We start from the raw sequence: 20729 nt of genomic DNA, 5'->3' as shown, positions 1-20729 counted from the left end.
TCAGTATCGCTTCCCGAAGTAGATTTCGATCACCTGTGGGTCCTTGCGGACCGCCGGCGGGTTGCCCTCGACGACCGTGCGACCGCTGTCGAGCACATGCAGCCGATCGCAGGTCCCCATCACGACCGCCATGTCGTGCTCGACGAGCAGGACACCGCAGGACCGACGGCGGGCGAACCCGCGGATCGTGTTGATCAGATCGACGGCCTCGGCCTCGTTCTGCCCCGCGGCCGGTTCGTCGAGCAGCAGGAACCGCGGACGGGTCGCCAGAGCGCGGGCGATCGCGGCGGTTCTGATCTGCCCGGCGGGCAGGCTCGACGCCGGGGCCGCCGCGACGGCCCCGAGTCCGAGCTCGTCGATGATCTCGTCGCGCAGCTTGCGGGCTGCGCTGCGGCGCAGACGCCCGCCGAGGGCGGCCGCCTCGACGTTCTCCGCGACGCTGAGCCGGGCGAAGACCCGGCCGCTCTGGAAGGTCCGCACAATCCCGAGCCGGGCCCGGTGCCGCATGGACATCCGGGTGACATCGCGGTCGTCGAGATGGATCGAACCGCTGGTGGCCCGCAGCATCCCGCAGAGCAGGTTCAGCGTGCTTGTCTTCCCCGAGCCGTTGGGACCGATGAGCCCCAGGACCTCACCCGAGCGGACCGTGATCGAGACACCGTCCACGGCCTTCACACCGTCGAAGTGGATGCCGCCGTCGACCATCTGGAGCTGCGACCGAGTGGTGGGCGCTTCGGTGGCCGCTGCGGCGGCTGGTGCGGTCGGGCTGCTCATGACGCGCAGGTGTTGCCGTCGCCGACGTTGGGGATGGCGTCGACGCGCTGCTGACCAACGAACTTCATGCTGCCCTGTTCGACCCCGATCACCGTCAGAGGCATGTTGGTGATCTTGTGACAGGTCGGGGAGAAGTACGTGACGTCGCCGATGGGCGTCGTGACGGGCTTGCTGTTCTCGAGCGCGGCCTTGATCTGCTCGCCGGAGCCCGGCCCGACCCCGTCGAGCAACGAACCGACCGCCGAGATCAGGTTGTAGCCAAGCAGCGCGTAGCTCGAGGCCGGCTTGGCGCCGTACTGCTTCTCGTAGTCGGAGACGAAGGAGTCCAGGCCGTTCTGCCCGGAGCCGCTGCAGTAGGAGTAGCAGGCGAAGGCCGTGTAGTAGATGTCGCTGGCCCGGTTGCCCACGATTCCGAGCAGGACCTGGCCGTCCAGCGCGGCCGGGCCGACGATCGGTGCCGTCACGCCCGCGTCGCGCAGCTGGCGGATTGCGGTCGCGCCGCCCGGGTTCCAGCTGGCCACGTAGACGAAGTCGGGCTTGGGGGAAAGGTTGCGCAGCCGGTTGGCCTGGCTGCTGATGTCGACGTTGTCGCCGCCGGGGAAGGCGTCCTCGCCGACGATGGTGCCGCCCTGCTTCTCGAACTCGGCGCGGAAGTACTTCCCGGCCGACTTGGTGTACTCGATGCTCTCGTCCTGGATGACGTAGGCGGACTTCCAGCCGCGCTGGATCGCCCAGGCGGCACCGGTGGCGCCCTCGACGTCGCTACCGGCGTTGCCGGAGAAGATGTAGTCGCCGAGGGTCTTCGTGTCGGCCATCTTCGGGTCGCCGGCACAGATCGAGATCGCCGGGATGGAGGCGGCCTGGGCGACCGAGGCCCCGGGTGCGCTCAGGTCGAAGTCGCACGGGGTGACCAGGAGGTTCACGCCCTCGGACACCAGTTCTGTGGCGACCGTGCCGACCGTGTCGGGGTCTGACCGGACGTCCTTGACGATGGCCTTGATCTGGCGGCCGCCGATGCCGCCTTGGGCGTTGAGCTGCGCGACGCGCATCAGCGCGGCGTTGCCCGGCTCGACGTCGAAGGGCGCCATCGGGCCGCTCTGGCTGAGCGCGAATCCGATGGTCACGGTGTCGGAGTCGCCGGAATCACCGGAACCGCCTGCGGAGTCGGTGCCGGTGCAGCCCGCGGCGGCGAGCACGGCCGCGAGTGAGAACGCCGCGAGAGCGGTCCTCTTGGCCGATTTTGGGCGCGCTGAACAGAGCATGTGTCCTACCTAGGCTCAGTGAGGGTTTTGGGTGCCGTGCGGAACTGCGGCCGTCGTCGCACGCCGCGGACTGCTGGTTTGCGCTTGTAGTGCGCGGTACTGCCGGTAGTTCTGGGTAATGCCGGGTAGTGCTCCGCCGGGTGCCGGTGAGTGGGTAGCGGTGGTCAGGAGATGGCTGCGGTGAGCGCGTTGTGGACGCATTCGAGCGCGAAGTCGACGTCGGCCTCGGTGGTGGCCGCGTTGAGTCGGCGGTCGCCGGTCGGGAAGGCGGGCTCGAGCACGCCCTGGGCGAGCAGCGAGCTGTGGTACTTGGCGTACATGTCGGCGTCGGACTCCATCGCCTGACGGAAGTTCACCGGCAACTCGGGGCGGAAGTAGACGCACCACTCCGAGCCGAGGCCGGCGACGGTGGCCGGGACGTTCAGGCTGTCGATCGCCTTCTGGATCCCGCTGCGCATCTGCTCACCGCGGGCGTAGAGGGCGCCGAACACGTCCTCGGTCTGCATGATCGCGAGGGTCTTGTTCGCGGCGGCGAGGGCGTAGGGCGAGGCGTTGTAGGTGCCGTCGACGGTTGCCTCGTTCTTGCTGTAGGCACCCAGGTGGCTCATGAGGGCGTCGGTGCCGGCGAGGCCGGCGAGGGAGTAGCCGTTGGCGACGGCCTTGCCGAACGCGGTGAGGTCGGGGACGACCCCGCACACGGACTGGTAGCCGCCGATCGCGACCCGGAATCCGGTCTTGACCTCGTCGAGGACCATGACCACGCCGTTGCGGGTGCACAGGGTCCGCAGCAGCTCGAGGAACCCGGGGGCGGCGGGCACGCAGCCGAAGCTGTGCACGTAGCCCTCGGCGAACGCGGCGGCGAGCTGGTCGCCGAACTGGTCGAAGGCGGCGCGGAGCCCGGCCTCGTCGTTCCACTCCACGACCACGACGTCGTCGACGACGGCCGGGTGCAGGCCTCCGCCGTTGGGTGTGTTCAGCCGGGTGGCGGTGGTCAGGTCCTTTCGCGAGCTGCCGACCGCGACGTGGTCGTTCCAGCCGTGGTATGACCCGTGGAACTTAAGGATCTTGAGCCGACCGGTCGCTGCGCGGGAGAGGTGGACCGCGTGCATGGTGGCGTCGGTGCCGGAGGTGCAGAAGACGACCTTCTCGGCGGAGGGCATGACCTGACAGATGGTCTCGGCCAGCTGAGCCTCACCAGGCTGGGGGCCGACGCCCGTCAGGTCGCAGGTGCTTGCCGCCTCGTAGACCGCGCGGTTGACCCGGTCGTCACAGTGGCCGAGGACGATCGGGCCCCAGGCGTTGAGGAAGTCGACGTAGCGGCGGTCCTCGTCGTCCCAGACGTAGGCGCCGGAGCTGCGGACGAACGCCTGCGCCCAGCCGACGCGGTGCCCGGAGGAGACGCCCCGGGGCACGACGGCACGAGCGCGGTCCCAGGTCGCGGAGGCCTCGGCTCGCTGGACGGCGTCACTGGGCGATGTGGGCACGGAGCTCTCCTTGCTTGGAACGGGGGTGGGCGGGCTGGTCGGCAGCCGACGTTAGGTCGGCACGCAGGGCCGCGCTGAGGCGTTCGGCGACCATGACGACGGGCAGGTGGGTGTTCGCGCTGGGGACCTCGGGCATGACCGAGCAGTCGATGACCCGCACGTGGCGCAGCCCGTAGACGCGACCGCGTTCGTCGACGACCGCATCGGGGTCGTCCCGGGTGCCCATGCGGGCGGTGCCCACGACGTGGAAGTAGTCACCGACCGACGCGGCCAGCCATTTCTCGTAGACCTGCGGGTCGTCCAGGGCGGAGACCGGGGTGCCGGCGTCGTCGATGAACGCGGCCTCGACGATCTCGGTGAACGCCGGGGTCTGCAGCAGTCGCCGGACGTGGCCGAGGGCCTCGCGCATGACCGACCGGTCCTGCTCGTCGGTCAGCATGCGCTCGGTGACGACCGGGGGCCCCGTGGGGCGGTCGGGGTTGAGCGTGACCTGGCCCCGGGAACGGACCGCCATCACCGCGGCCATAAGGACGCCGTGGTGCGGCGGTGCGGACTCGGTCAGGGCCCCGTGCATCGGCAGGATGTGGATGTCTCCCTCGCCGTAGGACGACGAGAGCCGCAGCACGGCGTTGATGCACGGCAGGCCGAGGTTCACATCCTGGTATTGGGGGCGCAGGGCCAGCTTGATCGACGCGGCGGGGTGGTCCTGCAGGCCGCGCCCCACACCGGGCCGGTCGCACTCGCTGCGCAGCAGGATCGCCGGCGTCTCGATCGCCCCGGCGCACAGGACGACCTCGTCGGCATCGATCACCGTGCCGTCGACGAGAACGACACCGTGCACGTCCTCGCCGCGGCGCAGCAGGCGGTCGGCCTTGGCGGTGGTGCGCACCTCCAGGTTCGGCCGGTCGCGGCAGGGGTCCAGGTAGAGCTCCCGGGAGGAGCGCCTGCCGGCCCGATCCGCATTGCGCCACAGGCCACCGGATCCGTCGGCCGGGGAGGAGTAAGTGTCGACCTCCCGCGGGAGGTCGAGCGCGGCGGCGGAGTCGGCCAACGCCCGGTCGATCGGGGTGTACTCCGGCACGGGCGAGCGCAGCAGCTCCCGCTTGAGGTCTACGAAGGTGGGTTCCACCTGCGCCCAGCTCCAGTCGGTGAGTCCGTAGACGCGCGCCCACCGGTCGTAGTCCCGCGGGAGCCCGGGCAAGGCCAGCATGGCATTCACCGAGCCGGACCCGCCGATCCCGCGACCACGGTGGTAGTTGCGCGGGAGGTCGTCGGCCAGGCGGGTCGCCTGCAGCTCCGGATCGAACGCCGCCGCGGCGCCCATGGCGTCGATCCAGTTCACCGACGCCAGGGCGCGTGCGATGTCGGAGCCCGAATGGTCGGGCCCGGCCTCGACGAGTACGACCTCGTGGTCAGGGTCCTCGCTCAGGCGGGCGGCGACCACGGATCCGGCACTCCCGGCGCCGATGACCACTATCCGGCTCACGGCAATCTCCTGTCTGGTCTGTGCGTCTGGACGTCTGGACGTCTGTGCTCTGCATCCGAGGGTTGGTCAGCGCGTCGGTGGGACGAAGAAGTGGGGGTTGAGCAGCAGCAGGTCGTCGCGGGAGAGCTCGGAGAGGCTGCTGCGCCCGATGCCGTACATCGTTTCCCGGATCCCGTTCCGGAGAACCTGCAGGACCTGGTAGACGCCCTCCTCGCCGCCGGCGGCCAGGCCGTAGAGGAAGGCGCGGCCGATGAACACAGCCTTGGCTCCGAGCGCGACGGCCTTCACCACGTCCGAGCCCCGGCGGATGCCGCCGTCGACCATGACATCGACCTGGTCTCCGACGGCCTCGACCAAGTAGGGCAGCTGACGCAGCGGCGAGGGGGTGCCGTCAATGTTGTTGCCGCCGTGGTTGGACAGCGAGATCGCATCCGCACCGAGGTCGACGCAGAGCTTGGCGTCGCGCACGGTGCTGATGCCCTTGACCATGAAGGGACCACCCCACAGATCGCGCAGCCACTTGACGTCGTCCCACGTCGGAGGCGGGGTCGCCTCGAAGTCGGCCCAAGCCTTGCCGAAGTACGGCACGCGACCGTCCAGCGTGACGAGGTTGGGTACCCGCAGCTCCGGGATCCGGCCACGTCGCAGATAGCCGATGAGCCATCCCGGACGGGAGAGCGCATGGGGTGCCAGCCGTGCCAGCGTGGAGACGCTGCGATCGCTCGGCGGCGCGGGCGGCACGCCCCAGTCGCGTCGCGGGGTGAACGACCAGTCCAGGGTCACGATCAACGCCTTGGCGCCGGCGGCGCGGGCGGCCTCGACGCGAGCCTCGATCTCCGGCCGGGACCCGACCCAGTAGAGCTGGAAGATGGTGCTGTCATTGGCGCGCGCGACGTCGGCGACCGAGTCCGAGGACCAGGAGCTCAGGCCGATCGCGGTCCCCGCTCGGGCGGCGGCCCGCGCGACGCCGACCTCGCCGTCGGGGTGGATCGCCTGGGCGCCCACCGGCGAGACGAGCACCGGGAAGTCGACGTCGATGCCGAGGACCCGGGTACTCAGGTCGAAGTTCGTCGGACGGTCGAAGACCGCGGGGGAGAAGCCGAGCTCGCTGAAGGCGCGCACGTTCTCATCCAGGGTCCATCCATGCTCGTTGCCCGCCTTGACGGCGAGCCAGATCGCGCGGGGCAGCCGCCGCTTCGCGACGCGCTCTGCCTCAGCGAGGTTACGGAAGCGGATCATGCTGAACACGGCTCCTTCGCTGTGGTGTGAGGCACAACCGTAGGATGAAATTCTTCTTACGACAAGGCTTGACGAGCAATTTTTTGTAACGCACATGTCAAGTGATCGGCCCGGGCATTCCCGGAATCAGGATTTCATATTTGCACTGTTGACCAATCGTTGTAACGTCTATAACAATCGCTGCGAGCGTGCCCGGGCTGAGCTGACCGCGACACCTCCGCACACACCCGCAGGACTGAGAAGGTGGACCATGCACTCACCGACCGTTTTCGTTGCGACCGCCGATCTCGCGGGCCAGGTTCGCGGGCGCAGTGTTCCCAGCGACTCCCTCGACCGGGTGCTGCGCCGCGGCGTGGGCTGGGTTCCGGCCAACCTGGCGCTGAGCTCGTTCGGGACGATCGCGCCCAACGTCTTCGGGTCCACCGGTGATCTGCGGCTGATGCCCGACCCGGCCACGCGGGTCGACATCCCGGGCACCGACGACGACCCGGGCGTCAGCCTGCTGCTCGCCGACCAGGTCCTGCTCGACGGATCTCCCTGGCCGTGCTGTCCACGCACCTTCGCCCGCAACGCCCTGGCCGAGCTGCGGGAGCGCACCGGGCTGGTCGTGCAGGCCTCGTTCGAGCACGAGTTCATGGCGCCCGACCTCGTCGACGAGCGGCCGTTCTCGTTCGCTCGCCACCGCAATGCCGAGCCCTTCGGGTCGGAGCTGGTGGGTCTGCTGGACACCGTGGGCCTGCAGCCGGAGAACTGGTTGCCGGAGTACGGAGCGGGCCAGTTCGAGATCACCCTGGAGCCGACCGACGCGCTGCTCGCTGCGGACCGCGCGGTGCTGCTCAAGGAGCTGGTTCGCGACCTCGCCCGCCGCCACGGGCAGCGCGTGAGCTTCGCCCCGCTGCTCGACCCGGCCGGCAGCGGGAACGGTGTGCACGTGCACCTGTCGCTGCGCGACGCCGAGGGCCGTCTCGTCCTCCACGACCCCTCAGGCGCCGGAGGGCTGTCGGACCTCGGCCAGCGCTTCGCCGCCGGCGTTCTCGCCCACGCGCGGGCCCTGCTCGCGTTCACCGCGCCGTCGCCCACGTCCTACCTGCGGCTGATGCCGTGCCGTTGGAGCGTCGGCGGGGTGTTCCTGGCCGAGCGCAACCGGGAGGCCCTCCTGCGGATCTGCCCGACCAGCACCGTCGGCGCCGCTGACCCCACCTCCCAGTACAACCTGGAGTTCCGCGCCGCCGACGCCACCGCCAACCCCTGGCTGGTCCTCGGTGTGCTCATCCGCGCCGGGCTGCAGGGCCTCGGCGAGTCCTACACACCGGTGCACGTCTGGCCGGAGGACGTGACCGAGACCGAACTCGCCGAGGTCCCCGCTCTGCCCCGCAGCCTCGACGAGGCGCTCGCCGAGCTCGAGGCCGACAAGATCGTCAGCAGCTGGTTCCACCCCGACCTGCTCGCCACCCACCTCGCGGTCAAGCGCGCCGAGCTCGACGAGGTGGCCGGGCTGTCCGACCGCGAGCGCTGCGCGAGGATCGCCAATGCCCACTGAGCTCGAGTCCGCGATCGGCGAGCTGCGCCTCGTTGACCACCACGTCCACGCCAGCCTGCGCGATCAGCCCACGGCCCCGCAGTTCGCCCAGCTGCTCACCGAGTCGGCCCGGCCGGCTGCGCCGGGCACCAGCCACCTGGACTCCCAGATCGGGATCGCCGTGCGCCGGCACTGTGCCCCGCTGCTCGGGCTGGAGCCCCACTGCGCCATGGAGGACTACCTCGACGCCCGCCGGGCACTTTCCGCGGCCGAGCTCGATGACCGTCTGCTCGCAGCGGCGGGAGTCGACCGATGGCTCGTCGACACCGGCTACCAGGGCAGCGATCTGCTGACCCTTGACGAGTTCACCGTGCGCGCGCCCGGCCGGGTCGAGGAGATCGTCCGCCTCGAGACGGTGCTGGAGACCGTGGCCCCGGGCGCGTCGGCGCAGGAGCTGCCGGACCTGTTCCGGCAGGCCCTGACCACCGCGACCACGCACGCGGTCGGCCTCAAGTCGGTGCTCGCCTACCGGTACGGATTCGACGTCGACCCGGCCCGCCCGAGCGAGGCCGAGGTCCAGAAGGCCGCGGGCCGTTGGCTGCGCGAGATCGACGCCGGGGCGTCCCCTCGCGTCACCAATCCCGTGCTGCTGCGGTTCCTGCTCTGGGAGGGTCTCGAACTCGGCCTCCCGCTGCAGATGCACGCCGGCTACGGCGACCCCGACCTCGACCTGCACCGCTGCGACCCACTGCTGCTCACGTCCTGGCTGCGAGCGGTCGAACCGCGCGGCGTAGCGATCGTCCTGCTGCACTGCTATCCGTACCACCGCCACGCCGGCTATCTGGCGCAGGTGTTCCCGCACGTGTACTTCGACGTCGGCCTCGCGGTCAACTACACCGGGGCAGCGTCCTCCCGCGTCGTCGCGGAGTCCCTCGAACTTGCACCGTTCGGCAAGATCTTCTACTCCTCCGACGCCTGGGGTCCCGCCGAGCTGCACCATCTCGGCTCGGTGCTCTGGCGGCGCGGCCTCCACCGCACGCTCTCGGCGTGGGTCGAGGAGGGCGAGTGGTCCAGCCGTGACGCGCTGCGAGTCGCCACCATGATCGGCAAGGAGAATGCGGAACGTGTCTACGGAGCCGGTCGTGGCTGATCCAGACCTGTGGGAGGTGCTCGACCGACATATCCACGAGGCCGAACAACTGCGCCGCTGCCTGCACCGGGAACCGGAACTGTCCGGAACAGAGATCGGCACCCGAGACCGGGTCCTCGCCGCGCTGCCGCCCGCAGCCTCGGTCACCAAAGTCGCCGACACCGGCGCGATCGTGCGCATAGGCGGCGACGGCCCCGCGGTCGGGATCCGCGGCGAGATGGACGCGCTCCCGGTCACCGAGACCTCCGGGGTCGAATGGGCGTCCGAGCGCGCCGGGACCGCCCACGCCTGCGGCCACGACGTCCACCTGGCCGCACTCGTCGCCGTCGCACGGACCATCGAGGAGCTGCGACTGCCCACGCCGCTGCTCGCGGTGCTCCAGCCCCGAGAGGAGACCTACCCCTCCGGCGCCCGCGACATCGTCGAGGACGGTGCCCTCCAGGCGGAAGGATGCGCGGCCATGATCGGCGCGCACCTGCAGCCCGCGCTGCCGACCGGGGTCGTCGCCTGTGTCCCCGGAAGCGTCAACGCCTCCTCAGACGAGTTCGAGATCCAGGTCCACGGCACCTCCGGGCACGCCGCCTACCCGCACCTCACCGCGGATCCCCTGCTCGCCCTTGCCCAGATCGTGGTCGCCCTGCAAAGTATCGTCAGCCGCTCGGTGGACCCCATGGCGGCGGCCGTCGTGGGGGTCTCGTCCATCTCCTCCGGCACGGCCGCGAACGTCATCCCCGGCCTCGCGCGGGCCACGGGAACGATCCGCGCGATGAACGCCGAGACCCGTGAGCTGCTGCGCAAGAGGGTGCAGGCGGTCGCGGAGAACGTCGCCCGGGCGCACTCCTGCGGGGTCGAGGTGAAGATCACCCACGGTGAACCCGTCCTACACAACGACCCGCGGTTGGTCGACGCCGTGGCCCGCCACCTCGGCGACCAGAGCATCGCGATGTCGACCACCCTGCGCTCACTCGGCGCCGACGACTTCTCCTACTTCTCCGAGGTCATGCCGGCGGTGATGATGTTCGTCGGGTCCGAGACCGACGAACCGCTGCATTCCTCGGCTTTCCTGCCCTCCGACTCCGACCTCCACCTCACAGCACGAGCCATGCTCGCGGGTTACCTCGGTGCCGCCGACCTGCTGCGGGAAGAGAGCCCGCTGCGATGATCTCCGACAGGCTGGATAGCTTCCTGATTAATCTGATCACTCGGAAGTGCGCCCTGGTCGACGTGCCCTACGGTGCCTTCAACGCCCGGGCGAGGCAGGCGATCTCGGAGGCCACGTTGCGGACTTGGCTGGCCAGCAGTTGGGTCGCGCGCAGGATCAGCAGGGATGCAGTGGTGGCGGCGACTCGCCGTAACGGGGAGGCGCTTTGAATGACGAGACGACAGCGGCTTTCATGTGCAGCCTCCAGCTCTAATCGAACCGCCCTGCAGTCACTCTGGCGATCATTGTGGCTCGCACGGTGTGCTCGTAGGGCGGGCCGCAGCCGCGCACTGCGGGGAAGCGGCGAAACTGCCATCCCGCAAGTGGGGCACCTGGATGAATCACCCGGGATGTCTGGCGACTTACCGGTGTGACAGCGCGGCGGGGTGATTTCGCACGCGGGTGTGGTGCTGCTGGTCGAGACCGCTCGCCGCAGCGGTGACGTGCGACGCCTGGTCACTGGCCCGGGTGACGGTCGTCCGGGTTGGGGCGCCGGGTCCGAGTCGTGCCGGTCCTGGTCTCATACGGTGCCGGGCGATCCAACCGTGTCCACGCCTTCTCATCGAGTGCTTCGGCGTCGGCGCGCAGGGCGGTGTTCATAGGTCGCGGCTCCTGGCGTCAGCTGTGTTTTTCCATGCGTGGTCCCGAACGCAGGAAAACGGTGAGGCCGATCGAGAGCAGCGTGCCCGCCAGTAGGACGCCTCGGATGTCGTTGGCGTCGTGGACTACGAAGGCCCACCAGCCGTGGGTTGGTCGGCCTCCGGCGAATGTGTTTTCCGTGCGAGCCCAGCAGTAATGCGGCAAGCACGTACGGGAAGGGCAGCATCCAGCTTCTTGTCGCGCCAATGACACCGGTGGCCAGCAGGATCATCCCGCCGAGCCCAACAGTGTTGCGCACCGCAGCTGTCCAAAGCTGTTCGCTGTGCAGCAGCAGCGGCGTGCATGCCAGCAGCGCGGGGAGGAACGCGGCGAATGCCTGTCCTGCCCGTATCAGCCAGTGTCTGCGTGGACTGGTGTCCCACAACTGGGTCGGCGGCTTCAGGTGGATCCCGATCAGACAGGCCATCACCAAGGGGCTGAACAATCCCAACGGGATCTCGATCGGTCCGACGTTGGGTACCGGCACCGGCAACTGTTCCGCGCCAAGAACAGCGTTCACCAAACCCAAACACAGGCATCCCACGGCGAACAGGGGCCAATGCGTGGCTCGCAGCATCAGGCCAAGGATGCTCACGGCAGCTCCGGTGCGGGAGTCATCAACATCCCCATCTGCGTCGTCGGGTTGTTCGTGGCGTGGCCTGGACAGCACGGCGCCGAGCGGGAAGCAACCGCTCGACGTCCTCGGACTGGTGCTGCTCTCGCCCGGCCTGGTGCTGCTCTCGCCCGGCCTGGCGGTGCTTCTCTTCGGGCTCACACAGACCGGCGGCGGCAAGCGGGTGGACGCCATGGCCATCGTGCCCCTCGCCATCGGGGTCATCCTGCTGCTCGGGTTCGTCGTGCACGCGTTGCGTACACGCGTGACGCCGATCATCGATCTGAGGCTGTTCCGTTCCCGGGCGTTCAGCATGTCCTCCGGGCTGCTGTTCCTGTCCGGTCTGTCGCTCTACAGTGGAACGTTGCTGGTGCCGCTGTACTTCCAGCAGGCGCTCGGCCTTTCCGCGTTCGAATCCGGACTGCTGCTCGTCCCGCAGGAGGTCGGCGTGCTGCTGATCCGGGGACAGATCGGCAAGTTCACCGACCGCATCGGGGCCCGGGTGATCGTGCTTGCGGGAATCGTCGGGACGGTGCTGGCCACGCTCGGCTTCACACTGGCCGGCACCGAGACCAGCAAGATCCTGCTCGGCGTGTACCTGTTGTTGTTCGGCGCCGGGGTGAGCGCGGTCAGCATCGCGGTCCTCGCGGCCGCCTACCAGGGCCTGCGGCCGGAGCAGATCCCGCACGCCAGCGGGGCGACGCGGATCCTGATCCAGACCGGTGGCTCCTTCGGCACCGCTGTTATCGCGCTCATCCTCGCTCAGCAGGTGTCCGCGCTCGGTGCGAAGAACAGCGAAATCCTGGCCACCGCGTTCAACAACACCTTCTGGTGGGCCCTCGGGTTCGCCGTTCTGGCCTTCGTACCCGCGCTTCTCCTGCCCGGCCGCGCCCGGCCGGACGATGGCGCGCCGGACATCGGACGCCCCACTGCCGAGGCATCGTCCAACTGATGGCAGCGTGAAGGGCACTTCTGACCGAAAATCGGACAGCAAGTGTTCTCCCAGGCCAGGCCCGGTGCATTCAATCTTGATGAGGCGTCTGCTACGTCTAGCGCGCGACCGTGCCCCAGAAGACGATCGAGATCAGTTCCCAGACGCGCAGTGCTGGCCGCACTCGGCGTCAACGCACTGCTCTGAATGAGCCATTGCGCCAACGTTTCATCGATACGAAAAGCGCCGCAATCGTCGCCCGAATCCTCGGCACGACCCTCTCCACGCACGGTCACTGGCTGGTTCGGTCAGGACGTCGCCCGCCCTTCGTGGTCGAGGCGATGCCGGCCTCCTGACCGTTCGACGAATTTTTTCTCACCGCAACCATCCGGGCCACTGGCGGCAGTGGTAAGGACCCAGGGCTAAGGCAAGATCGCGCTGAGTGATCAACTCAGCTCGTAGGGTTGCCGGCCGGTTTGGCGTGCTGGGCTGGGAATGGAGCATGGCCTCCTTCTGGGATCATGGAGATTGCGTATAACCAAACTCCAGAAGAAGGCCATCCGTTGTCATTTTCTCATGGCTCGTCATGGGCGTCGTTTCCGGGTAGCATCGGCGGTGACGATGCCGATCTGGCGGAACTGATGAAGTTGCTCGGCAAGGTGCCGGATCGCCGTAAGCGGAAGGGCCGCGTGTACAGTCTGACGTTCCTTCTCGCGGCGTCGTTGATCGCAGTGCTGGCGGGCGCGTCGAATTTCCGGCAGATCGCCGACCAGGTTGCCGATCTGCCGGCGTCGTTGCTGCGGAAAATAGGTGGACGATGGTGCTGGTTCCGCGGCTTTTTCCGTGTCCCGGATACGTCCGCGATCCGGCGCGCTGGAAGATGTCGATGTAGCGAAGCTGGAAGGACTGATCGGGCCGTGGCTGCTGCGTCATGCCCGGCCTATCCCGGGCCGCACGTTGCGACTGGCTATCGACGGCAAAGTGCTGCGCGGTTCGTGGATCGGGGATCACGAGTCGTTCACGCTGTTCTCCGCGATGATCCACTGCGATGGTGTCACCGTCGCCCAAGTGGCCGTTCCCCGGGAACCAACGAGATCACCCAGGTCACGGCCCTGCTCGACGGTGTCTCCCGCGGTGTGGACGACCGTGTGGTGGTCACCATGGACGCCGCGCACACCCAGCGAGAGACCGCCGAATACATTGCCGGCGAACGCGGATTCGACTACGTCATGACAGTAAAGGGAAATCAAGCGGCGCTTAAGGAAAAGATATTCGACCGCGTTCTTCCGCTCTTGCGGAAAACCCCGCATCATGTCGTCGTCGATGACACCCACGGCCGGATACGCCGCTGGACTACCTGGATTACCGACGCCGACGGAATCGATTTCCCGCGCGCGCGTTCCGTAGCCTGCGTCAAACGAGAAGAAACAACATTTTCCGGAGAACTCGTCAGCAAAGAGCGCGTCTGGATCATCACCAGCCAGAACACCGCCATAGTCACCGCCGAAGACCTACACGACCAAGTCCGCGACCACTGGGGAATAGAAAACAAAAGACGCGCAACAAATCTATACCGGCACCGGCGCCCATATACTGGCAACATTACGGAATACCGCGATATCAATGCTTCGCATAACCGGACACAACGACATTCGCCGGACAATCGAATGGATCAGCAGAGACCGCACACGAACACTTCCCGTCCTGTCACTCCAAGTTGCTGGGCACAACACACAGTGATCTTGCCTTTGCCCTGGGTAAGGACCTACTCTGGCGGCGCTACTACCTGCGGGAACTATGCCAATGCAAAAAGCCGGGCAATAAACCCGGCCCATACGAGAGGAATTGTCGTGAATCTGGACGCTATGCCAACAGATTTGATTCGTGCGGAAAAGCGGCAACCCGGGTGGCCTGAGATGTTCGCTGGCGCCTTTGCCTACATCCTGAGCTTCATCATCGGCCCGCCGATCGTGAGCACACTCACCAACGACGCGCCGGTCGCGAGCGGGCTGGCTCTCGCGGCGCTCTCCGGGATCATGGGCTTACTTGCCTTCTTCGCTGCGTTCGTCATCCGCATCCGCTCTTGGTCTGCCTTCAATTTCCGCGCTGTCCCGATTCGATGGATTTTCTTCGCAGTCGGCTTCGGACTGCTCGCGTTCATCCTGGTTCGTATAGTCGCCGTCATCGTCGTTTCGATCACCGGTAGCCTGTCCGGCGATCCGCAAGGCGACTACCACGCCGCAGCTGCCGGCGGCCCACTCGCTCTGACTCTGCAACTACTGTTCATCGCCGTCCTCACTCCCATCGGAGAAGAGTTCGCGTTCCGAGGAGTAATCGCTACCGCGCTCGAGAGGTACGGCGCATGGGTGAGTGTCATTGGCAGCACCGTCATCTTCGCCCTGGCCCACGGCATCAACTTGGCCCTCATTCCGGCGATCGTCGTCGGCGCGATCAACGGCCTTCTCCTGGTGCGCACCAAGTCGGTGTGGCCAGGTGTGATCGTTCACGCGGTCAACAACGGCATGGCAACCGTCGTCAGCATGCTGCTCGCTTAAGGGGTGCCCCGGCATTGCGGCCCGAGCGTGGACCTCGCGATGCTCCGATGGCCTCGGCTGTGGTCGTAGCGCTGCGGGTGCTCTGCTGGTCGAGCAATGCGGTGAGCGCTGTAGCCCAACGCTGTTGAAGTCCTCGGAGAAGGCGGGTCTCGATTTCGGGGGCTACGTGAGAGTAAATGTGTTCGATCTTGTCCGGGATGACGTGCCGAGGCGCCGGGCTTGCGCGACCTGTGGAATGCCGTCGGCGATGAGCCAGGTTTTGTGGCTGTGGCGGAAGCTGTGAAAGACCAAGCCCGGCACGATCGCCTGGAGATGGTGCCGTGCGCAGGATTTGTGGAGGGTCCCGTCGGCTGCGGGGCGCATCGCGCGACGGGAGAAGTTGCTGCGGCGCAAGAGCTCGTTGTCCTTGGTGACGAATACATGGGAATGAAAATGGGAGTGGGTGTCGAGATGGGCTCGGAGCATTTCCAGGCTCACCCGTCGACCGGGGTTGAAGCGGCAGTACGCCAGCTCCGTCGGAGGGAGAACGTGACCCGTTCGGGCACACATCCAAGGGCTTACGCGCCAGACCGCACCCGCGTGGTGTCCTGCCCCGACACCGCATGCTTACAGTTCATTACTGTGAGTAGTTTACCGGAGAACCCCACCGTCACCGCCACGGGCGTCGCCCTCACGCCCGCCGCCGTGGAGAAGGTCAAGGCGCTGCTGTCCCAGGAGGGGCGCAGCGATGGTTGGGTTACGTGCGATACGAGCTGGCGTCAATGCTGGATATCTCCATGACAGACGAGCGGCTTCGCCCTTGACCGTAGAGTTCGGCTGCCACGTGATCCGCACTCACGAAAATAGGGCCGTTTTCGCCGTTTTGGCCGAGGTGTCGCTGCCATGGAATGGTGAGTTTCACCGGATGCCCGGACTCTCGTGAACATGCCGGACGGCACGACCTGCAGCGTCAACCACTATCAGCAGGGCATGCACAATCCGGAATTACTCGGCTTGGTACGGCACATGCCGGGACTCACGGATCGGTCGGTGTCTGCTGGCTTCCGCTGACCGGGAGTAGATCCTGCGGGTATGCGGAAAGCACAACCAGCGTCGTTTCCGCCCGCAATTGAACGCTGTCGCCGGGATGCCGCCGTCGGCGTCCCACGACACGGTCATGAACAGGTTCAACGGCACGGCCATGCCATGGCGCGCTGCGAGTACGAGGTGCTCAGGTTCAGTCATCGTCACGGTTCTCCCGGTTGGACTTGGCATCGGCGAGAGCGACGAACGTCGTCGCCAGCAGCACGACGGCGACGGCTACGAAACCGACCGGGTAGCTGGTGTTCTGCGCGATGACGCCCACGCAGAAACCGCCGATTCCTAGGCCAGCGTCGAAAGCGAGGTTCCACTGCGCGCTTGCCACAGAGCCCCCACTAGGACCGGAGCGCTGCAACATCAGGACTAGGGTCGCGTTCTGCAGTGCGCCGGCGCCGGTGCCCAGGACCAGCATCAGCAGTAGCAGTGCTGGCACGTGTTCGGCGACGGTGCCACCCAGAATGCCTACTGCGGTTAGCAGAGTCGCAGGCAACAGGAGGAGTTGGTTGCCGAACCGGTCACCAATCCGTCCAGCCAGCCACCTGCTTCCGGCCAGCGCGAGCTGGAACAGCAACAGGGCGATGGGGGCGACCCAGACCGGATCGCGCGGTGCTGCTATCGGCAGGAACGTCACAATCGCGCCTGAAGCCATCGTTCCTGCGCTGAGCAGGACGAACGGATACAGCAAGGCGGGCCGCCGGAGTCCGGTGAGGACGCGGGGCCTGCTGCTCGGTGTCGGCCGGGGCGCGGTGATGCCCAGCGCGGCGATCAGCCCGAGCATCGGCATGACGAATCCGGCCACGAACAACGGCAGGTATCCGAACTGGTGGGCAAGCAAGACGCCGAAGGGGGTCCCGGCCGCGCCACCGAGACCAGTGGCTACCCCATACCACCCGGTTGCCTGCCCGCGCCGCTCTGCGGGTGCGAGATCGGCAACTGCGGCACTACTGGCGACCACGAAAACGCCGAATCCCAGCCCCCGCAGCGCGGAGCAGAGCACGATCAGGTTGAAGTTGGCGAAGAAGGCGAATAGGACCACGGGGAGACCGAGCAAGAACATGGCGATTACAAGAGCCAACCGATATCCGATGCGGGACAGAATGCGCGGCATCGCGGGCTGCACGGCGACTGTGGCGGCCATCAGCACACCGGTGACGACTCCGGCTGTGGCTTTGTTCCCGCTCGACTCTGCGGCGTATTCGGGGACTGTCGCCATCAGCAGGTAGAAACCGGTGAATCCGCACAGCGTGCAAATCAGAACGGATAGCATGGAATTTGTGAACAGATGAGACGATGCGTCAGTGCGATGGGCCGTTCGAGAATGCTGCACACAGGCTATCCGACCAGGCTGTCGGGAGCAGCGATAGTATGTATAGCTCTATCGTTGCAGGCTGCGGCTGTGCAGATATCCATGTGTACGCAAGCAGAACCGACTGGCTCGAACCAGTGTGCGAAAGCTGAGTCTTCGGCTGATTCACATCCGTTCGAGCAAGGCGGTTTCGCGGTGTCGGCACACCAACCGGTGAGGTGAGGGCGCAGTGGTGCTTCGTATTCGTGACCTGCTCGAATACCCGGACCTCGGACTGCGAACCGTAGGAGGCACCGGCAATTTGGACACCGTCATCCGCTGGGTCCACGTGGCCGAGCTGCCGGATCCGCGGCCGTACTTGCGAGACGACGAGCTGATTCTCACGAACGGGCTCTGGGTGCCGCACCAGCCCGCCGACGACTACATCCGTTGCCTTGTCGATGCACATGCAAGTGGTTTGGTCTTCGGACTGCGCACGGCGATGCCCGAGATCCCGCACGCTCTCGTCCGCGCGTGCCGCATGGCCCAGCTACCGCTGCTCCAATTGCCAATCGACATACCTTTCTCCGCCGTCACCGAGGCGGTCGCCACCGTCCAAGCACAGCGTCAGCAACGGCGACTGGTCGAGACGTTGCGCCGGAATCGCGCGCTCACCAGAGCGGTTTCCGCCGGGCGGGGCCTGTGTGGAGTGCTCAACGTGCTGTCCGGCCCCGAACACGTGCCGGTGGCGCTTGTGGATCGGCTCGGTTCGGCCGTGCACGAAGTGCACTGGTCGCTGCCCGAGGAAGACCTGCGCGTCGTGGCGGACAAACTCTCGCGCGGCTGCCACGAAGACGCGCTCACCCTCTCCGACGGCACTGAAGCGACGCTCATCCCCATCCAAGGTGTCGGCGGACCCGACCACGCCCTGCTGTACGGACGCGCGTGCGGCCACTCAGAACAAGCCGAACGAGATGCGCTCGAACAAGCCGTCCAGCTGATCACTGCGGAGCTGCTCCACGAGCAGGCGATCAACGCCATCCAAATGCAGTTTGCCGGGGAAATCCTGGACATGGTGCTCAGAGGCTGGCACCGCTCCGAGGAGCTGGTGTCCCGGCTGCGGTCGTTCGGCATCGATCCCCAGGGACCGCTCGGTGTGTTCGCTCTTTCCGTCTCCGGCGAGGCTTCCAAAGCCCTGACGCCACTGCCCGAGACCGTCCTCCGGTTCTTCGTGAAAAAGGGGCTGCCGTCGGTGGTGCCGAGCAGCGAGCAGGACCTCGTCGCCGTCGTCGGCTTGCATGACGGCCGGGAGGATCTTCGGCCGCTCGTCGAAGAGCTGGTCGACGTGCTGGAGAACTCGCCGTACGTGCAGCGGAAGCGGATCACCGCCGGGGTCGGGCAGGTAGCCCGCGGTCACCAGGACCTACGCCGCAGCCTGCTGCAGGCGCGGGAAGCTGCGAAGGCGGCGCGAGTGCGGCAGGGGCAACCGGTGGTGTCGTTCACCGACGTCGGCTCGCACCGGCTGATGCTGGCACTGCTCGACAGCAGAACGCGCCGCGACTTCGCGGAAGCGGTGCTCGGGCCAGTCATCGACTACGACCGCACGCATAACAGCGAGCTGTTCCGGACTCTCGTCGCCTTCTTCCGTTCGGAGCGCAAATGGGGCGAGACTGCCAGCAAAATGCACGTGCACGTCAACACGCTGCGCAACCGCATCGCCAAGCTCCATCAGCTCACCGGCCGAGACCCTGCCCAGACAGAGAACCTTGTCGACCTATTCATCGCCGTGCAGGTCTACTCGGAACCCGACTGAGGGGCGTCGCGCTCCGAGCCCGATCACCCGGTCAAATTCATCCGGGCGGAGACTGTGTCATGGGCGGCAGTCGAATAACCTCCCGTAGCCGCTGATCTCGGGCTCCGCTGCGGCCAGGTGCAGCGTGTACCAGAGCAGCACTTGGTTCGCGGTGAGCACCGGGATGTCGAACTGCTGCTCCAAGGCGTCGATGACACCGATGGCGCGCAGTCCGTTGCCTCCGATGAACACAGCGTCGGGTTTGGCAGGCATCACCTGCTCGGCCACCCAATTGAACATGGCCTCGGCGGTGATCTGGCGCTGGCTGCTGGGCAGCCCGCAGGGCGCGTGATGTACGACCTCGAAGCCCTGCACGGTGAAGTACCGCGACCCTAAGTCGTCGAGTTCGGTGTCAAACCACGGAGGGTTCACTAGCGCGAGGGTCCGCACATCCAGAGATCGAAGCGCCTGCGTCGCCGCGTGACAGGTCGATGCCAGCGGGATACCGCGGGTGCGTTCGCGCACCCGGTCGACGAACTCTGCTTCGCCGGCCACTCCGAGCTTGTACGCAGAGCTGGTGAACCCGCATCCAATCGCATCGATCGGCGCAGCGGCGAGCAGTTCGGCCGCGTCGTCAGCGAACGGCGGATCGGTGAACGACTTGACAGGACCGTGCGGAATCTTCGGGTCCATGACACCGCCCGCGCGCATCGCGGAGAAATGCATACGTGAGCCGAACAGGGCGATGGAGCTGGGGAGCATGGCGCGGAACTCCGATTCCGGGCCGACGTCAGCATGGGGCACGATTAGCCCGATACGAACGGTCGGTTCCCACCCATCGGCCTGCCACTTGCGCTGTTGCACGGTACTCCGTCCTTTCCTCAATGCAATCTCAGTGCTTATTTGTCAATCCTTGAGGCGCGGAACCGCTATGCCACCTATACACAGCTTCCCCACCTGCGGCGGCTGCCCAGGCGTTTCTCGGAAAAAGCTTTGATGCGGATACATACAGGTGCTCATAGCTGCCGCGTTCGCAGCGTGAATTCCTCGAACGGTTTGGTGGCCTCAGGCACCACTAGTTGTGCCGCGTTGATCGGCCAAGACTGCCGTGGCCTGGCCAGCATCTCGTAGGAGTCCCGGTAGTCGAAGCCGTGCTGGGCGGCCTCGTCGCTCGACACCACGAAGAACACGTGCCGAATACCCGCGTAAATGGTGGCGAGGTAGCACAGGCCGCACGGCTCTCCCGACGCGATCAGGACGCTGCCGGACATCTGCGCAGACGCCGTCCGTACGCCGGCCTGCCGAATGGCAACAATCTCGGCGTGCGCAGTGGGGTCCGAGTCGGCAATAACCCGATTCACACCGCTGGCAGCCGTACCTTCGGCGTCGACGACCAGAGCGGAAAACGGGATACCGCCACGACGGACGTGGTCCAGCGACAGCTCGACGGCCTTCTGCCCCCACTCCTGGAGCGATGCCTTGCCGAACCGTCCATGTCCCGCCGCCTCGCGTGTTCCGATTTCGTCATCGGGCATTGGAACGCTCCGGGGCGCGCAGGAGACGTTCGCGATCAGGGACTCCCTCGATGAGCGTCCCACCGATCAGAATCGTGGGAACCACCGTGACACCGGCCTCATCATTGGCGTGGCGAAGCGCCGCGCGCTGCACATAGTCGGAGTAGACGACCACCGGCAATGGAATTTCCCTCCTTATCGACGA

Annotated in this window: 19 protein-coding genes; 8 read left to right on the top strand and 11 right to left on the bottom strand. The window is 66.8% G+C overall.

What is annotated here, in order from left to right:
• The 5 genes from DL519_RS15315 to mftD form a co-directional block, all read right to left on the bottom strand.
• Nucleotides 1-774 carry an ABC transporter ATP-binding protein gene (locus DL519_RS15315; RefSeq protein WP_190815747.1) on the bottom strand — a complete coding sequence of 258 codons (774 nt, stop codon included), beginning with the start codon at nucleotides 772-774 and terminating at the stop codon, nucleotides 1-3.
• Complete coding sequence (locus DL519_RS15310) at nucleotides 771-2036, bottom strand: ABC transporter substrate-binding protein (protein WP_190815745.1); 1266 nt, start codon at nucleotides 2034-2036, stop codon at nucleotides 771-773. Before DL519_RS15310 ends, DL519_RS15315 begins: the two co-directional genes overlap by 4 nt.
• A 164-nt stretch (nucleotides 2037-2200) precedes the next feature.
• Nucleotides 2201-3520, bottom strand: coding sequence for an aspartate aminotransferase family protein (locus tag DL519_RS15305; RefSeq protein ID WP_190815743.1), 1320 nt, complete (start codon nucleotides 3518-3520; stop codon nucleotides 2201-2203).
• Nucleotides 3501-5006, bottom strand: a complete 1506-nt coding sequence (locus DL519_RS15300) for a GMC family oxidoreductase (RefSeq protein WP_190815741.1) — start codon at nucleotides 5004-5006, stop codon at nucleotides 3501-3503. The genes DL519_RS15305 and DL519_RS15300 overlap by 20 nt, the downstream gene beginning before the upstream one ends.
• Nucleotides 5007-5072: 66 nt before the next feature.
• Nucleotides 5073-6245 carry a pre-mycofactocin synthase MftD gene (mftD, locus tag DL519_RS15295; RefSeq protein ID WP_190815739.1) on the bottom strand — a complete coding sequence of 391 codons (1173 nt, stop codon included), beginning with the start codon at nucleotides 6243-6245 and terminating at the stop codon, nucleotides 5073-5075.
• A 250-nt stretch (nucleotides 6246-6495) separates the two neighbouring features.
• Between mftD and DL519_RS15290 the strand changes: the two genes are divergently transcribed.
• The 4 genes from DL519_RS15290 to DL519_RS15275 are packed head-to-tail and all read left to right on the top strand — an operon-like array spanning nucleotide 6496 to nucleotide 10285.
• Nucleotides 6496-7785 carry a glutamine synthetase family protein gene (locus tag DL519_RS15290; RefSeq protein WP_190815737.1) on the top strand — a complete coding sequence of 430 codons (1290 nt, stop codon included), beginning with the start codon at nucleotides 6496-6498 and terminating at the stop codon, nucleotides 7783-7785.
• The gene (locus tag DL519_RS15285; RefSeq protein ID WP_190815735.1) at nucleotides 7775-8914 is read left to right on the top strand and encodes an amidohydrolase family protein; all 1140 of its coding nucleotides are present in this window, start codon (nucleotides 7775-7777) and stop codon (nucleotides 8912-8914) included. Before DL519_RS15290 ends, DL519_RS15285 begins: the two co-directional genes overlap by 11 nt.
• On the top strand, nucleotides 8907-10076 hold the full coding sequence (locus DL519_RS15280; RefSeq protein WP_223839035.1) for a M20 metallopeptidase family protein: 1170 nt from the start codon (nucleotides 8907-8909) through the stop codon (nucleotides 10074-10076). Before DL519_RS15285 ends, DL519_RS15280 begins: the two co-directional genes overlap by 8 nt.
• Nucleotides 10073-10285 carry a hypothetical protein gene (locus DL519_RS15275; RefSeq protein WP_190815731.1) on the top strand — a complete coding sequence of 71 codons (213 nt, stop codon included), beginning with the start codon at nucleotides 10073-10075 and terminating at the stop codon, nucleotides 10283-10285. The genes DL519_RS15280 and DL519_RS15275 overlap by 4 nt, the downstream gene beginning before the upstream one ends.
• A gap of 389 nt (nucleotides 10286-10674) precedes the next feature.
• On the opposite strand, the gene DL519_RS15270 is transcribed toward DL519_RS15275, so the two are convergent.
• The gene (locus tag DL519_RS15270) at nucleotides 10675-11349 is read right to left on the bottom strand and encodes a hypothetical protein (RefSeq protein ID WP_190815730.1); all 675 of its coding nucleotides are present in this window, start codon (nucleotides 11347-11349) and stop codon (nucleotides 10675-10677) included.
• On the opposite strand from DL519_RS15270, the gene DL519_RS15265 reads away from it, so the two are divergent.
• The 3 genes from DL519_RS15265 to DL519_RS15255 all read left to right on the top strand — a co-directional run bounded on the left by DL519_RS15265 (nucleotide 11342) and on the right by DL519_RS15255 (nucleotide 15633).
• Nucleotides 11342-12319, top strand: coding sequence for an MFS transporter (locus DL519_RS15265; RefSeq protein ID WP_190815728.1), 978 nt, complete (start codon nucleotides 11342-11344; stop codon nucleotides 12317-12319). The genes DL519_RS15270 and DL519_RS15265 overlap by 8 nt on opposite strands.
• Before the next feature lie 500 nt (nucleotides 12320-12819).
• A complete protein-coding gene (locus DL519_RS15260; RefSeq protein WP_190815726.1) occupies nucleotides 12820-14853 on the top strand; it encodes an ISAs1 family transposase in 2034 nt (677 codons plus the stop codon).
• Nucleotides 14854-15072: 219 nt separating this feature from the next.
• Entirely contained in the window at nucleotides 15073-15633 is a 561-nt protein-coding gene (locus DL519_RS15255; protein WP_190815724.1) for a hypothetical protein, read from the top strand.
• 204 nt (nucleotides 15634-15837) lie between these two features.
• On the opposite strand, the gene DL519_RS15250 is transcribed toward DL519_RS15255, so the two are convergent.
• Both DL519_RS15250 and DL519_RS15245 read right to left on the bottom strand, forming a co-directional pair.
• Nucleotides 15838-16077, bottom strand: coding sequence for a hypothetical protein (locus DL519_RS15250; protein WP_190815722.1), 240 nt, complete (start codon nucleotides 16075-16077; stop codon nucleotides 15838-15840).
• Nucleotides 16070-17200 (bottom strand): MFS transporter, encoded by a 1131-nt coding sequence (locus tag DL519_RS15245; protein WP_190815719.1) that lies wholly within the window; start codon nucleotides 17198-17200, stop codon nucleotides 16070-16072. The genes DL519_RS15250 and DL519_RS15245 overlap by 8 nt, the downstream gene beginning before the upstream one ends.
• A gap of 271 nt (nucleotides 17201-17471) precedes the next feature.
• Here DL519_RS15245 and DL519_RS15240 point away from each other — a divergent pair, with 271 nt between their 5' ends.
• Nucleotides 17472-19031 (top strand): PucR family transcriptional regulator, encoded by a 1560-nt coding sequence (locus DL519_RS15240; protein ID WP_190815718.1) that lies wholly within the window; start codon nucleotides 17472-17474, stop codon nucleotides 19029-19031.
• 57 nt (nucleotides 19032-19088) lie between these two features.
• On the opposite strand, the gene DL519_RS15235 is transcribed toward DL519_RS15240, so the two are convergent.
• From DL519_RS15235 to DL519_RS15225, 3 genes are all read right to left on the bottom strand, one after another.
• The gene (locus DL519_RS15235; RefSeq protein ID WP_223839034.1) at nucleotides 19089-19874 is read right to left on the bottom strand and encodes a maleate cis-trans isomerase family protein; all 786 of its coding nucleotides are present in this window, start codon (nucleotides 19872-19874) and stop codon (nucleotides 19089-19091) included.
• A 152-nt stretch (nucleotides 19875-20026) separates the two neighbouring features.
• On the bottom strand, nucleotides 20027-20545 hold the full coding sequence (locus tag DL519_RS15230; RefSeq protein WP_190815716.1) for a nucleoside deaminase: 519 nt from the start codon (nucleotides 20543-20545) through the stop codon (nucleotides 20027-20029).
• Complete coding sequence (locus DL519_RS15225; RefSeq protein WP_190815714.1) at nucleotides 20535-20705, bottom strand: DsbA family protein; 171 nt, start codon at nucleotides 20703-20705, stop codon at nucleotides 20535-20537. Before DL519_RS15225 ends, DL519_RS15230 begins: the two co-directional genes overlap by 11 nt.
• Nucleotides 20706-20729: the final 24 nt, after the last annotated feature.

The organism is Saccharopolyspora pogona (genome assembly GCF_014697215.1).
Taxonomy (GTDB): Bacteria; Actinomycetota; Actinomycetes; order Mycobacteriales; family Pseudonocardiaceae; genus Saccharopolyspora; species Saccharopolyspora hattusasensis.
The sequence above is the reverse complement of the archived record's forward strand: the minus strand, read 5'-3'. Positions and strand labels throughout refer to the sequence as shown.